This is a genomic window from Christensenella timonensis (assembly GCF_900087015.1).
GTDB lineage: Bacteria > Bacillota > Clostridia > Christensenellales > Christensenellaceae > Christensenella > Christensenella timonensis.
The window spans coordinates 1643447-1657705 of the sequence record NZ_FLKP01000002.1 but is presented as its reverse complement, the minus strand read 5'-3'; the positions used below and the strand labels follow the sequence as shown (position 1 = coordinate 1657705).

At 49.1% G+C, this 14259-nt stretch carries 13 protein-coding genes and 1 tRNA gene; 13 read left to right on the top strand and 1 reads right to left on the bottom strand.

Annotated elements, in window-relative coordinates; all coding sequences use genetic code 11:
- Nucleotides 1–186 precede the first annotated feature (186 nt).
- The 13 genes from BN6471_RS09330 (at nucleotide 187) to BN6471_RS09270 (ending at nucleotide 12965) form a co-directional block, all read left to right on the top strand.
- The gene (locus BN6471_RS09330; protein ID WP_066648108.1) at nucleotides 187–1551 is read left to right on the top strand and encodes a citrate/2-methylcitrate synthase; all 1365 of its coding nucleotides are present in this window, start codon (nucleotides 187–189) and stop codon (nucleotides 1549–1551) included.
- A gap of 101 nt (nucleotides 1552–1652) precedes the next feature.
- Nucleotides 1653–2528: a helix-turn-helix transcriptional regulator gene (locus BN6471_RS09325; RefSeq protein ID WP_066650023.1), complete on the top strand. Its 876-nt coding sequence runs from the start codon at nucleotides 1653–1655 to the stop codon at nucleotides 2526–2528.
- 169 nt (nucleotides 2529–2697) lie between these two features.
- Nucleotides 2698–3543: an arylamine N-acetyltransferase family protein gene (locus BN6471_RS09320; RefSeq protein WP_066650021.1), complete on the top strand. Its 846-nt coding sequence runs from the start codon at nucleotides 2698–2700 to the stop codon at nucleotides 3541–3543.
- A gap of 21 nt (nucleotides 3544–3564) precedes the next feature.
- Nucleotides 3565–5676: an oxidoreductase gene (locus BN6471_RS09315; RefSeq protein ID WP_066648105.1), complete on the top strand. Its 2112-nt coding sequence runs from the start codon at nucleotides 3565–3567 to the stop codon at nucleotides 5674–5676.
- Between the two features lie 19 nt (nucleotides 5677–5695).
- The gene (locus BN6471_RS09310) at nucleotides 5696–6553 is read left to right on the top strand and encodes a sugar phosphate isomerase/epimerase family protein (protein WP_066648102.1); all 858 of its coding nucleotides are present in this window, start codon (nucleotides 5696–5698) and stop codon (nucleotides 6551–6553) included.
- A 3-nt stretch (nucleotides 6554–6556) separates the two neighbouring features.
- Entirely contained in the window at nucleotides 6557–7555 is a 999-nt protein-coding gene (locus BN6471_RS09305; protein ID WP_066648098.1) for a Gfo/Idh/MocA family protein, read from the top strand.
- A gap of 18 nt (nucleotides 7556–7573) precedes the next feature.
- Nucleotides 7574–8419 carry a PIG-L deacetylase family protein gene (locus tag BN6471_RS09300; protein ID WP_066648095.1) on the top strand — a complete coding sequence of 282 codons (846 nt, stop codon included), beginning with the start codon at nucleotides 7574–7576 and terminating at the stop codon, nucleotides 8417–8419.
- Between the two features lie 57 nt (nucleotides 8420–8476).
- Nucleotides 8477–8550 (top strand) — tRNA-Trp (locus BN6471_RS09295).
- A 37-nt stretch (nucleotides 8551–8587) separates the two neighbouring features.
- Complete coding sequence (gene proC, locus BN6471_RS09290) at nucleotides 8588–9424, top strand: pyrroline-5-carboxylate reductase (RefSeq protein ID WP_074025770.1); 837 nt, start codon at nucleotides 8588–8590, stop codon at nucleotides 9422–9424.
- A 22-nt stretch (nucleotides 9425–9446) separates the two neighbouring features.
- Nucleotides 9447–9890 carry a ribonuclease HI gene (gene rnhA / locus BN6471_RS09285; protein ID WP_066650016.1) on the top strand — a complete coding sequence of 148 codons (444 nt, stop codon included), beginning with the start codon at nucleotides 9447–9449 and terminating at the stop codon, nucleotides 9888–9890.
- 25 nt (nucleotides 9891–9915) lie between these two features.
- Nucleotides 9916–10788 (top strand): lipoyl synthase, encoded by an 873-nt coding sequence (gene lipA / locus BN6471_RS09280; protein ID WP_074025769.1) that lies wholly within the window; start codon nucleotides 9916–9918, stop codon nucleotides 10786–10788.
- A complete protein-coding gene (locus BN6471_RS09275) occupies nucleotides 10785–11771 on the top strand; it encodes a lipoate--protein ligase (RefSeq protein ID WP_066648092.1) in 987 nt (328 codons plus the stop codon). Before lipA ends, BN6471_RS09275 begins: the two co-directional genes overlap by 4 nt.
- 138 nt (nucleotides 11772–11909) lie before the next feature.
- Complete coding sequence (locus tag BN6471_RS09270; protein ID WP_066650011.1) at nucleotides 11910–12965, top strand: tyrosine-type recombinase/integrase; 1056 nt, start codon at nucleotides 11910–11912, stop codon at nucleotides 12963–12965.
- Between the two features lie 7 nt (nucleotides 12966–12972).
- Here BN6471_RS09270 and BN6471_RS09265 read toward each other — a convergent pair whose 3' ends face one another.
- A complete protein-coding gene (locus BN6471_RS09265) occupies nucleotides 12973–14244 on the bottom strand; it encodes a methionine gamma-lyase family protein (protein ID WP_066648090.1) in 1272 nt (423 codons plus the stop codon).
- Nucleotides 14245–14259: the final 15 nt, after the last annotated feature.

Sequence of the window (14259 nt, the reverse complement as noted above, 5' to 3'; positions counted from 1 at the left end):
TTAATGCCTTTTAATTTTGTTTTTTTATGTAAAACGAAAAAAAGCGTTACATCCGACGCTATCTGTAGTATAATTAAAAAATAAGCCTTTTTAGAAACGATGCGATATTAATTTTTGCACCATAAGCATTGTATTCCTAAATACAGGAAGTGTCAATAGATTATTAAAAATAAGGAGGATTATTGAATGGAAAACAGCCGTATTTCAGATATTACACCGGAGATTTATGGTTTAACGGAAAAGATTATGCAGACAGGTGCGATTGACCCGGCTTTATATACCGAATATCAGGTAAAGCGCGGCTTGCGCGATATCAATGGACAGGGTGTGCTGGCGGGGCTGACGCGTATTTCCGATATACAGTCCTTCGTTAGGGATGGAGACCAGATGGTTCCCTGTGAGGGAAAGCTTTTTTACCGCGGGATCAACATAAAGGATATTGTAAAAGGGTTCATCACCGAAAAGCGCTATGGGTTCGAGGAAGTCGTCTACCTTTTGCTGACAGGGGATATGCCCGATAAAACACAGCTATTGGATTTTAAAAAATTGCTTGCTCATTACCGTACGCTGCCTACGAATTTTGTACGCGACATCATCATGAAGGCGCCCAGCGCGGATATGATGAATACGCTTGCGCGAAGCGTGCTGACGCTTTATGCATATGATGAAAAGGCAAACGATATATCCCTCCCCAACGTATTGCGCCAGTCGCTGCAGATGGTCGCGCTGTTTCCGCTCTTTTCCGTGTATGGTTACCAGGCTTACCGCCACTACCACGATGGGCAGAGCCTTTTTATCCATGTGCCGGATCCGGAGCTTTCCACTGCTGAAAACATCCTGCACCTCCTGCGCCCGGACAGCAAATATACGGAACTTGAAGCGCACATCCTGGATGTTTCCTTAGTGCTGCATGCAGAGCATGGTGGCGGTAACAACTCGACATTTACGACGCATGTCGTATCGTCTTCCGGAACGGATACCTACTCTTCGGTCGCGGCATCGCTGGGTTCTTTGAAAGGCCCGAAGCATGGCGGGGCGAATATCAAAGTCGTCCAGATGATAGAAGATATGAAAAAGAATTTGAAAGACTGGACAAGCGAATCTGAAGTAAAGGATTACCTTGCCAAGCTGCTCAATAAACAGGCGTTTGATAAGGCGGGGCTCATCTATGGAATGGGCCATGCGGTCTATTCGCTTTCTGACCCGCGTGCGGATATCTTCAAGAGCTTCGTACAGAACTTGTCGGAGGAAAAGGGCCTTTCCAAAGAGTTCCAGCTCTATACTTTGGTGGAACGTTTAGCGCCGGAGGTCATTGCGAAAGAGCGCAAGATTTATAAAGGCGTCAGTGCGAACGTTGACTTTTACAGCGGCTTTGTTTATAGTATGCTGAAGCTGCCGACTGAATTATTTACGCCGATCTTCGCTATGGCCCGTATCGCAGGCTGGAGCGCACACCGTATTGAGGAGCTTTCCAACGCCGGAAAGATTATTCGTCCCGCATATAAAAATGTACAGGAAGCACGTCCGTATGTACCGCTTGACAAGAGATAAAGATGTAATATGAAAAACACCGCTATAGCGGTGTTTTTTTGTAGTATCCGCATAAAAATCGTGATATGATGTAAGGGAGAAAAGAAAACGGGAGAGAAATGTTGAGCAGCTTCTTTTGGAATTATGAGATGGACGCTGAATTTCCATTGAGCATTTTGGATTTTACGACCAAAGGCGACCACGAAAAAATACATTGGCATAATTACCTGCAGATCGTACTCTGCATAGGGGGAAGCGGGAAATTCATTTTTACCAACAGGGAATATGGAGTAGAGCCCGGGGATATTTTTATTGTAAGCGATTTTGAAAACCATGTGGCGATTTCCGGCCCCGGCGAACAGACGGAATATATCTTCGTGATTTTTCTGCCCGCGCTGATTGCGTCGCCCGGCAGCCGGCAGTTCGATTTTGAATACCTGTATCCGTTCTATTACAACACGAAAACATTCGACAATAAGATCGTGCATGGCCTTCCCGCGGCACAGGCCATCGGAAAGGAAGTACTTGCCCTTGCCGAAATATGGAAAAAGAAAGAAACGGCGTACCGCCATGAGATAGACGCTGGACTCAGGAAAATACTGGCGCTCCTGATGAAGCACTACCAGGCGGTATACGACGAATATTATACCCCGGACAGCCAAAGGCACGCTAAGGTTTCTGATGCGGTTGCCTATATCAACCGGCATTTTGACGACGCGATCACAGTGCAGGATGTCGCAAGCGAATTACATATGAGCGAATCTTCCTTCCGCAGTCTCTTTAAGGAGGCGATGCGCATGCCTTTTAAAGAATATGTCACCTTTTTGCGCCTGACCAAGGCAAAAAAATTATTGCTGACTACGGAAGACAGCATTAATACCATTGCGAATTCTTCCGGATATACCAATATGAATCAATTTTATAAGGTGTTCCACAAATATGTATTCATGTCGCCTGCAGAATACCGCAATTCCAACCAGATGAAAATGCAAAAGTAAAAACGTAAATGATAACACTTCCGGCGGGAGTGTTATTGCTTATATACCTCTTTTCTCTGTATAATTTGATTATACTGAACAAATTATATTTCCCTTCATTCTTATTGCGGCAATATGATAGGAGAATGTAACAAGGCATATGGGGATTGTTTTCAGAAAGGAACTGAATATGGAAGAGTTAACGAAGGATAAAAAGACTCTGGAAAAATATTTTGACGACGATGCACAAGGACTCGACGTGCAAGGGTATCTTGACAGGATCGGTTATAGCGGACCGCTTGAGCCGACAATGGAAACGTTGAAAGGGCTGCAAAAAGCGCATGTTTATTCCGTGCCCTACGAAGACCTTGATATCCGTGCGGGAAAATATATATCTGTCAGCCTGCCGGATATTTACGACAAAATTGTCAGGCGCAGGCGGGGGGGATATTGTTTTGAGCTCAATGGCCTGTTTGCCTGGCTGCTGCGCAAGCTGGGGTTTGACGTTGTAGAATATTATGGTAGATATCTGGAAGGAGAACCGCTTGAGATGCCCATGAGGCGCCATAGGATCGCACGGGTGGTCCTCGATGGGAAAAGATATATCGCTGACGTAGGTGTGGGCGTACAGGCTCCGGTATGGCCGATCGAAATCAAAGAAGATATTGTACAGGAGATCGACGGGGAAGACTACCGCATGATTAAACATCCCGCGCTGGGATGGCTGGTGCAGGGGATATACAAGGGAGAATGGAACAGGATATATTCCTTTACGGAGGATGCGCAGTTCCCGATCGATTTTGAGATGCCCAACCACTGGTGCGTCACACACCCGGACTCGATATTCAAAAACATCACTATGGTCTATATCCGCACGCCGGAAGGCAGGAATACCATGACGGAGGTCGTGGGGGAAGACGGAGAAATGGTGCCTGAATTCCGTAGGTTTACAAAAGACGGCGTCGCCGCCTGCCGGACAAAGACAAAGGAAGAATATGACAAGGCTCTGCACGATCATTTTGGGATCGTACTGTAATTTAGAAAGGAAAAAAGGACAATGGAACATTTTGAACATTTATTCAAGCCGATCAAAATAGGAAATTTTGAGGTGGCAAACCGCATCGTACATGTACCGACCGATATCAGTTCCTCCAATGCGGATGGCTCTGTAAGTGACAGGGATATCCACCATCACGCCGAGATCGCCAAAGGCGGTACGGGGTTTGTGATCGTGGGGGCGACAACGCCGGATTCCAAGACGGGACGGCCGACCGTGACCTGCTTTGTTGCGGATGCGGACAACTATATCCCCGGATTGACGCGGCTTGCCGCCAGCATGCACCGGTATGGGGCAAAATGTGCGGTACAGCTGCAGCATCCCGGCCGCCAGTGCGCGATCCCGCGTTATAACACGATGTCTACCAATGATATGGTCATTAAATTGCCCTGGTCGGCAGGGCATGAGATTGTCTATGAAAACGCGGAAGAAAAGGGAAAACCTGTACGTGCAATGGCAACGGAAGAGGTTCTCGAAATGGTCGACAAGTTTTCGGAAGCCGCTTGGCGCGTCAAGCAGGCGGGCTTTGATGCGGTCGAGCTGCACGCGGCGCACGGTTACCTGATTTCACAGTTCATGAGTCCGCTCCTGAACCGCAGGATCGACCGTTTCGGCGGCAGCTTTGAAAACCGTATGCGTTTTCCGCTGGCAATCATCGACCAGATCCATAAAAAATGCGGCAAGGATTTTCCGGTGCTGGTGCGCTATTCGGTCGACGAATGGGTGCCGGGCGGCCGCGAGCTCGATGAAAGCGTTTTGGTTGCAAAAACCTTTGAACAGGCAGGCGTTGCAGCGCTTGACCTGAGCCAATGCGTACAGGAAAGCCCGGGCGCCGGGTTTGACCCGATGTATTATCCGGAAGGATGGACGACATACGCTTCCGAAGCGATCAAAAAGGTCGTGAATATTCCTGTAATCAACAGCCACTCCCTGCGCAACCCGGAATTCTGCGACCAGCTGATCGCGGAGAACAAAACGGATATGGTCGGCTTGTCACGGCAAATCTTGGCCGATCCCTATTGGCCGGTCAAAGCTTATTACGGAAAGACGAAAGAGATACGCCGCTGTATTTCTTGCCTGACAGGCTGTTGGCAAGAATCCATGATGGCAAAGAAGGAGATCGGCTGCGCGATCAATCCGGCTTGCGGGAATGAAAATTTCGATGATATGCAGGCTTCGGAAACACCCGCAAATATTGCGGTCGTGGGCGGTGGCCCGGCTGGTATGGAAGCGGCACGGATCGCAACCGTGCGCGGCCATAAAGTAACATTGTTTGAAAAAACAGGAGAGCTGGGCGGCGCAATTCTCGGATGCTGCCTTGTTCCCGGTAAAGAAAAAATGAAATGGTATGCGGACTGGATCCGTAACCAGGTCAAAGAGCTGGGGGTCGAGGTCAAGCTGAATACGCAGCCCACAGTGGAAGAATTGAAAGCATTTGATATCGTGCTCAATGCAACAGGTGCTTTTTCCTATGTACCGCAGGTATTCGGAAAATCAGAAAATGTATTACGTTTTGAAGATGTGATCGCCTGCCCGAAGGTAAGCTGTGAATTCAATCCCGGCAACCGCAAAAACACGAAAACAGGCGAGAAGGTGCTCGTATGGGGCGACCATTATGCGGCGGTGGATACGGCGGCGTTCCTTGCATCCATTGGCAAGCAGGTGACGGTCGTCACACAAAACAAGGAGTTCGGCTCGAGCGTCGAAGTGATCCATATGTATGTTTTGAGAAAGCGTTTTGCACAGACGGATGCGGAAGCTCTCGATTCAAAGCCGTTCAAATATCCTGTCAAGGTGATCGAAAATGCTACTTTATATGAAATACGCGACGGTGAGGTAGTGATCGAGGACAAGGAGTTCAACCGTACGGCGCTGAAAATCGATACGGTGGTAACTTGCCATACCCGTCCGAATACCGAGCTGTTTGAAGCGTTGAAAAACGCGGGCGTCAAGGTGCTCAATGCAGGCGATGCGGTAAGGCCGCGCAACCTGAATGCGGCGGTCACGGAAGGCGCGGCCTTTGGCCTGAATGTTGACAGCGAACTGATGATGAACCCAAACCATGCCGTCATGAATAACCTGCCCATCGATGTACTCGGGCAGTTGCGCTAGAAATAAAAAGGTGTAACCTATGGCACGATTTCAAATAGGAGTCATGCTTGATTCCTTCAAAATCGACATCAACCGGGCGATCGAAGAGGCCGCCCGGCTTGGTGTACAAGGCGTACAGGCGTATGCCGTGGACGGGGAGATGAAGCCGTCCAATCTTTCGGAGGCGAGGAAAAAAGACATACTGGACAGGATCCAGTCGCATGGTATGGTTGTCGCAGCGATCTGCGGCGACCTTGGCGGCCATGGATTCACACGCGAAGAAGAAAATCCTTGCAAAATCGAAGAATCCAAGCGGATTGTGGAACTGGCAAAGCAATTTGCCTGTAACGTCGTGACTACGCATATTGGCGTGGTTCCCAAAGACAGTACTTGTAAGAGGTATGAGGTACTGGCGCAGGCATGCAGGGAGCTTGGCGAATTTGCGCAGGGCATGGATGCGGCCTTCGCAGTGGAGACAGGGCCGGAGACGCCGGAAACGCTTTGTAGCTTTCTCAAAGACGTCGGTACACGTGGATTTTGTGTCAATTATGACCCGGCGAACCTTGTTATGGTGACAGGCAGCGATCCGGTGCAAGGCGTATATACGCTGCGCGACTATATTGTGCACACCCATGCCAAGGACGGTATCATGCTCAAGCAATCCGATCCGCAGGTTATCTACGATTTTTTTGCCGAAGGCGGCATTGATGACCTGAATTTGAAAGACTATTTCCTGGAAACGCCTTTGGGGGAAGGCAGCGTTGATTTTGATGCATATTTAAAAGCGCTCGACGAGATCGGCTATCATGGCTTCCTGACGGTTGAACGGGAAGTGGGGGATACGCCGGCAAAGGACTTGGCGCATGCGGTACGCTTTTTAAAAGAAAGGCAGGGATAAGCGATGTTTCGTATTGTTGTAGTGGGTACGGGCTTCATTGGCTCCTCTCATATAAAAGCGATTGGGAATATTAAAGGCGTTGTCCTTGACGCTATTGTTGAGCAAAACCGCGAGCGGGGGGAAGAGGCGGCCGCACAGGCAGGATGTGCATGGTACCCTTCCTTTGAAGAGATGCTGGGACAAGGCGAAAAGCCCGACCTTGCGATCATTGCACTGCCGACATTCCTCCATGAAGAATACGTCATCCGTGCGGCGCAGGCGAAAATCAATGTGCTGTGTGAAAAACCGGTAACCCTTTCCATCGATTCCTTTGACCGTATGGCGGGTGCCTGCAAGGAAAACGGCGTGTATTTTATGGTCGCGCAAGTCGTGCGGTGGTGGCCGGAATTTGTTGAGACCAAGCAGCTGTTATCGGAAAATAAAGTAGGGAAGCTGCGTATGGTCTATGAGGCGCGCCTGGCACAGCATCCGGGGTGGACGTCGTGGCATACCGACCCGCAGAAAAGCGGCGGCGGCCTCTTTGACCTGCACATCCATGATATCGACTACCTCTACAGCCTGTTTGGCATGCCGGAAAGCGTATATGCCGTCGGCTGGAAGAGCGCGACGGGTTGCTGGAACCATATCGTATCCAATTTCAAGTGGAAAGACGGCCTGAAAGCAGTTTGTGAAGCTTCGATGGATATGCGTGGGGGACATCCTTTCACGATCCAGCTGCGGGTCGCTGGCGATGATGGAACGCTCGATTACCGTTTTGTAGCCGGCGTCAACATCAAGGACGGCAACCAGACGGCAGATTTGATGTACTATCCGGATGGCAAAGAAGCAGTCAGGATAGAGGTCAAGCAGTCTGACCCATACGAGCAGGAAGTCCGGGCGTATGTGCAGGCCATCAAGGAGCATCGGGAACCGCCGATCCTTCCATGTGAATCACGCGATGTCCTGCGTATCGTCTCAGGGATCAGTCAGTCGCTTGAAACGGAATCAGTTGTTACATTTTAAAGTAAAGAGGGAAGACGGATGGAGTTATTCAATCAAAAAGCACAGTTTATGGTACCGGATCAATCCAATATCAGCGACGCATGCGGCCGCACCACGATGCTCTGTATTGCAGCACACCAGGACGATACGGAAATCATGGCATATCACGCAATCGGGCAGTGTTACAGTAAAAAGGACGAATGGTTTACCAGCGTGATCGCGACCAATGGCGCGGGCTCGCCGCGCTCCGGCCTTTATGAAGGCTATACCAATGAACAGATGTGTGCGCTGCGCGCAAAAGAGCAGAACAATGCAGCAATCGTCGGGGATTATTCCGTGCAGATACAGCTTGGCTATACAAGCGCGCAGGTGAAGGATCCTAATCAATATGACCTGACAAATGATCTGGTAACGATCATTAAAGCGTGCAAGCCACAGGTCGTTTTGACGCACAACCTGGCTGACCGGCATGAAACGCATGTGTCGACGGCACTGCGTACGATCCATGCCCTTCGGCAGGTGCCGGAAGCTGCGAGGCCGCAAAAGGTGTATGCAATGGAGGTTTGGCGCGGGCTTGACTGGCTTGACGACAGTGACAAGCTGGTTTTCGATACGGCGATGCATCCCAATATCGCCAATGCCGTTTTAGGTGTTTTTGATTCGCAGATTTGCGGTGGGAAACGCTATGACCTTGCGGCAACAGGGCGCCGTCGTGCCAATGCGACCTTTCTTGCTTCGCACGGCGTTGACAAAGTGGATGAAGCGGCCTATGGAATGGATATTACGGAGCTGATGCTTTCCGAGGCCGATCCTTGTGCGTTTATTGAGCAACGGATCGATACCTTTAAAAATGATGTGATCCGCAAGATCAAGAATCATTGGTGAAAAGCATTGACGTGACTTTCGTTTTCGTTTATAATTTAATACGTTGCTTTTACATGTAGGGGTATGATGTAATGGTAACATTACGGTCTCCAAAACCGTCCTTGAGGGTTCGAGTCCTTCTACCCCTGCCAAATAAATCATCGGCTTTTGCTGGTGATTTTTTTCTTTATGCATTATAATGAGGGAAGGAAAGATTATGATACGGAAAAGGAGATCAACCAGGTGAAGCGTTTTAAAACAGGTTTTATTGGCTGTGGAAATATGGCTACCGCAATCATCCAAGGCATGCAGAAAGCAGGGGAAAGCGGAATTTTCGTTTACGATAAGGACAAATGTAAAGCGGGAGCGTTTGAAAATGTTACTGTATGTGAGGATATCGACGAGCTAGCCGCTGCTGCGGATATCATTTTCCTCTGCGTGAAACCCAATATCATCCCAGAAGTGCTTGCTGATATCAAAATGCCGGGAAAAGCATTGGTATCGATTGCGGCTGGCGTTACAGATGAGAAATTGCGCTCGCTGCTCCATGTGGACGCACGGATCATGCGGATCATGCCCAATACCCCGCTGCTGGCAGGGAAGGGGGCGATCTGCATCCAGACGCCCAACGATTTTACGCCGGACGAAGCAGGTTATATCATCAATATTTTCAAATCTCTGGGAATTGTCGAATTTGTGGACGGAAGCCTGATGGACAGCGTGACAGGCGTTTCCGGCAGCGGCCCCGCGTATGTTTATATGTTTATTGACGCGCTGGCAAAGGCGGGCGTAAAACACGGGCTTGACGAGGATCTGTCGCTGCGGCTTGCGATCCAGACATTTGAAGGCGCCTGCGCCATGCTCAAGCAAACGGGAGATACGCCGTCCCAGCTCATACACAATGTCTGTTCGCCGGGTGGTACGACGATCGAAGCGATGAAAATCTTCGATATGAACGATACGCGCGGCGTCATCGAATGGGCGGTGGACGCATGCGTCAAAAAGTCAGAAGAACTCTCAAAATAGGCAAAGGAAAGTTATCTGAATGATGAAGGAAGTAATCATTTATTGCGATGGAGCCTGTTCGGGAAATCCCGGCCCGGGCGGCTGGGCGTGCGTCCTTGATTATAAAGGGAATAAAAAGGAGTTATCCGGCTTTTTCCCGGACACGACAAATAACCGTATGGAGCTGATGGCAGCATTGCAGGGACTGTTGGCTTTAAAGGAAAAATGCAGCGTCAAGGTGCATACGGACAGCGCTTATATCCACAATGCATTTGATAAGGGCTGGATCATCGCGTGGCAGAACAACGGATGGATCACCGCGGCCAAAAAGCCTGTGGAAAATCAAGACCTGTGGAAACAGCTTGTCAATGCGACAAAAGATCATGTCGTCAAGTGGTATAAGGTCAAAGGCCACTCGGATGATGAGATGAACAACCTTTGCGATAAGCTTGCACGTGAACAAATCAAAAAGAATATAAAAACATGATCCGGAAATGGAGAACACAGTTTCAATGGCGATGGAAAGAAAACCGGAATGGTTGAAGGTCAGCTATCATGGAGAAGCGGTCGAAGCTTTGGATAAAATGCTGGATGACTTGTCCTTAAATACAGTATGCAGGGAGGCCGATTGTCCTAATATGGGGGAATGCTTTAAAAAACGGACTGCAACCTTCCTGGTCATGGGAAGGAATTGTACACGTGGCTGCAGGTTTTGCAACGTCACAAAAGAAACACCGGCGCCTCTTGATGAAAGGGAAGCAGGCCATATCCTGGAGGCAGTGGAAAAGATGGGGCTGCGGCATATCGTGATCACATCTGTCACAAGGGACGATATTGTCGATGGTGGTGCGCGGCATTTTGCAAATATTGTTCGTGTCCTGAAAGAAAATGCACCGGAGGTCACAGTGGAATTACTGATTCCAGACCTTTGCGGTTCCTTCAAGGCGCTTGAAACGGTGATCGAATCCTGCCCGGATATTTTGGGGCATAATGTGGAGACGGTTCCGGCTTTATATGCGCGTGTGCGCCCGGAAGCGGATTACCGGCGTTCCATTGCAGTGCTGCGGCACATCAAACATGTCAACCCCGATATGGTTACAAAGACAAGCATTATGGTAGGGCTCGGTGAAACAGAAGAACAGGTATTCGAGGTGATGGACGACATCCTCTCTGCGCATTGTGATATTCTGACGATAGGCCAATACCTGCAGCCGTCAAAAGATCATCTTCGCGTACAGGAATATGTCACCCCCGGGCAATTCCAAAAATATGCCGAGGTTGGCACAGAAAAGGGGATTCGCTACGTATACAGCGCTCCTTTGGTGCGCAGCTCCTATCATGCAGAAGAGGCTTTCGCGGCTTACGGAAAGGTTCGCAGCCTATGATATATGTAGAAACAGGCTCAACAGACGCTTATTTCAATTTTGGACTGGAGCAGTATCTGATGGAGCAAGTGGGTACAGGCGCTATTTTAGGGCCTGTATTTTTGTTTTGGCAGACAAAGCCGACCCTTATGGTAGGGCACTTCCAGAATATCCACAAAGAAATCGACGAACGCTATGCAAAGGGAAAGGGGATACAGATCGTGCGCCGTGCAAGTGGCGGCGGGACGATTTATACCGATATGGGCGGATGGCAGTTCAGCCATATAGTTCAAAATGTTAATTTTGATGAAATTGATTTTGCGGAATATACAAAAAATGTAATAGCGGCGCTTTGCGCAATGGGGGTAAATGCATATGCCAATGGCAGAAACGACATTCTAGTGGATGGGAAAAAAATCTCCGGCAATGCGCAATATGTAACGCGCAAGGGGAAGGTACATCATGGTTCGCTGTTGTTCCAAACCGATATTGGTGAAATGGTAGCGGCGCTGACCCCCTCAAAAGATAAAATCACGTCTAAGGGAATCGATTCTGTACGCCAGCGTGTAGGAAATATCGCTGATTATCTCAAAACCGATATGACACCCGCTCAATTCAAATCAGAAATGCTTGAAAGGCTGTTACAAAATGTACAGGTATATCAATTGACGGAACAGGACAGGAAGGCTGCGCAAAACATCGCAGAAGAAAAATTCCGCTCATGGGAATGGAATTACGGCAGCCAATTGGTCTTTGAAGTGGTTCGCGAAAGAAAATTCGCCGGTGGAAAGATGCAGTGCTGTCTGAATATCAAAGACGGTAAGATCAATCGCTGTATATTTTATGGCGATTTTTTTTGCCAGGGAGATATCGACGTGCTGATCAACAGGCTCATCGGTACCGACTACCATGAAGCCTCGATACGAAGTGCGCTTCGTGAAGCAAATGCAGGCCAAATATTTCACATGATTTCGGAGGATGAAATCATGGAATGTATTCTGTAAGAAAGAGAAGAGAGACAAATGGGCCAACTTATAACTATTCGCAAAACACAAGTTTTGCGAATAGTTATTGCTATCAGAAGCGCGATGTGCTATACTGTAGCTAAACGGCAGTATTATGCGGGATTTGTGAGGTTTGTTATGGGCGATGCACCGAATTACCATCAGGACTTGAACCAGAAAATGACATTGAAGTTGCGCGAGATCATGCGAGACCTTCCTCCGTATACGACGAGTTTTTTTATCGCTATGGAAAATAATTCTACGATCCTCACACGCGTCAACTATGCGGCCGACCTGCGTATCTTTTTTCAATTTCTGGTAAAGGAGCTTCCGCGTTTTCAAAATAAAGCGGTCTCCGATTTGACGCAGGATGATTTAAAATCCATCACGGTCGACGACCTGTACCTCTTTCTGGATTATCTCAATCTCTACGCTTCGTCAGATAATGACGAAAGGTTTATATCGAACCAGGAACGCGGCAAAGCAAGAAAAGTCGCTTGTCTGCGTTCGTTCTTCAAGCATTATTATAAAAAAGGCGTGCTGGAGCAAAATGTATGCCAGCTTCTGGATACGCCCAAATTGCATGAAAAAGCAATCATACGCCTGGAGGCCGACGAAGTGGCCGACCTGCTGGACGTTGTGGAAAGCGGTGCGCAGCTGACGGAAAAGCAAAGGCAATACCATAAAAAAAACGCTGTGCGTGATTTGGCAATCCTCACATTGTTTTTAACGACAGGAATTCGCGTTTCAGAGCTTGTATCATTGAATGTTTCCGACCTTGATTTTAAAAACGGATGTTTTACCGTTACGCGCAAAGGCGGAAACCAGGTAATGCTGTATTTTGACGACGAGACGGCGCAGGCGTTAAATACTTATCTTGATAAGCGTAAGGATTGCGGCAATTATGCCCTCTCCTCCCCTCTCTTCCTGTCCATGCAGGGGAAGCGGATGTCTGTGCGCAGCGTTGAACTGATGGTCAAAAAATATGCGCGTATCGTCAGTCCCTTAAAAAAAATATCGCCGCATAAGCTGCGCAGCACCTATGGTACGATGCTTTATGACGAAACGGGCGATATTTACCTTGTGGCGGATGTGCTTGGCCACAAGGACGTCAATACGACGCGTAAGCATTACGCCGCGATGTCTGAAAACAACCGGAAACGCGCTTCAAAAGCTGTGAAATTGCGGAAATAACCTTGTTTTATAAGCGGATATTCATATTTTGCAGGGCGTATAATATGCCCAGTTTGGCATGCTCATACGTCAGTGCGCCCTGCAAATAGGCGGCATATGGTTCGCGGATGGGCGCGTCTGCCGTCAGTTCCACGGAAGCGCCCTGTACGAACGTACCGGCAGCCATGATCACCTGGTCGTCGTAACCAGGCATATCCCAGGCATATGGCACAACATTGCCGTCGATCGCAGAGGCGCGCTGTATACCGCGTACGAAGTCTGTGAGGGGTTGTTCGCTGCCAAAGATGATGGACTGCGTGATATCGCCCCTGGCAGCCTCAAAAGACGGCTGCGTGGCATATCCTAAGCGCTCAAACACACGCGCGGCAAGACATACGCCCTTTAGCGCCTGGCATACCGTATGCGGCGCCATGAAAAAGCCCTGGTAAAATTGCTGGTAGCCAAAAGCGTACGAACCGATCTCCGTGCCGATCCCCGGCGCGGAAAAGCGTTCGGCAATCCTGTCGATCAATTTCTGTTTTCCGGCAATATACCCGCCCGTAGGCGCAATGCCGCCGCCCGGGTTTTTGATCAGCGAGCCGGCGATGATGTCCGCGCCGCGCGAAGCGGGCTCGTCCATACATACGAATTCGCCGTAACAGTTATCCACCATAATAATTTTATCAGGAAAATCCCGTTTGACATGTCCGATCACTTCGGCGAGGTAATCCGTTGTGAATGCGGGACGTATCTCATAACCGGTGGAACGCTGGAAATAAACGACTTTGATACCGGGATCGCTTTTGATCCGCTCAAGGGCGGATTGTACGTCGATCGCCCCATTTGCGCGAAGCGGGATGCTGTCAAATTGAATATCGAATTCCTCCAGGGAACCGCTGGCGCCACGCAGCGTGCAAAGAAGCGTATCGTACGGCTCCCCTGTCAATGAGAACAGCGTATCGCCCGGACGAAGCAGCCCGAATAAAGCGGTAGAGATTGCATGCGTACCGCTCATGAGCATAGGCGAAACAATGGCAGATTCCGCACCAAACGCATCGGCAAACACCTGGGAAAGCTTGTCCCTTCCCTCGTCACCGTAGCCATAACCGGTGGACGCATAAAAATGCCGTGCCGACACATTGTTTTTTTGGAAAGCATCCAATACCTTGAACTGGTTTGCCTGCGCGGTCTCCTCAAAACCGCGAAAAACATGGCGTACGTCGCGCTCGCAGTCGTTCACGAAATCGACCAACGGGGCGTCGATCTTAAAATGACGGCAAATATATTCCTTCAAATCCATAAATATTACTCCAAA

Coding starts and splice junctions, on each gene's coding strand:
- BN6471_RS09320 (WP_066650021.1), top strand. CDS start 2,698: ATGGAAGAGTTAACGAAGGATAAAAAGACTCTGGAAAAATATTTTGAC.
- lipA (WP_074025769.1), top strand. CDS start 9,916: ATGGCGATGGAAAGAAAACCGGAATGGTTGAAGGTCAGCTATCATGGA.
- BN6471_RS09300 (WP_066648095.1), top strand. CDS start 7,574: ATGGAGTTATTCAATCAAAAAGCACAGTTTATGGTACCGGATCAATCC.
- rnhA (WP_066650016.1), top strand. CDS start 9,447: ATGAAGGAAGTAATCATTTATTGCGATGGAGCCTGTTCGGGAAATCCC.
- BN6471_RS09305 (WP_066648098.1), top strand. CDS start 6,557: ATGTTTCGTATTGTTGTAGTGGGTACGGGCTTCATTGGCTCCTCTCAT.
- BN6471_RS09270 (WP_066650011.1), top strand. CDS start 11,910: ATGGGCGATGCACCGAATTACCATCAGGACTTGAACCAGAAAATGACA.
- BN6471_RS09315 (WP_066648105.1), top strand. CDS start 3,565: ATGGAACATTTTGAACATTTATTCAAGCCGATCAAAATAGGAAATTTT.
- BN6471_RS09265 (WP_066648090.1), bottom strand. CDS start 14,244: ATGGATTTGAAGGAATATATTTGCCGTCATTTTAAGATCGACGCCCCG.
- BN6471_RS09275 (WP_066648092.1), top strand. CDS start 10,785: ATGATATATGTAGAAACAGGCTCAACAGACGCTTATTTCAATTTTGGA.
- BN6471_RS09310 (WP_066648102.1), top strand. CDS start 5,696: ATGGCACGATTTCAAATAGGAGTCATGCTTGATTCCTTCAAAATCGAC.
- proC (WP_074025770.1), top strand. CDS start 8,588: ATGCATTATAATGAGGGAAGGAAAGATTATGATACGGAAAAGGAGATC.
- BN6471_RS09330 (WP_066648108.1), top strand. CDS start 187: ATGGAAAACAGCCGTATTTCAGATATTACACCGGAGATTTATGGTTTA.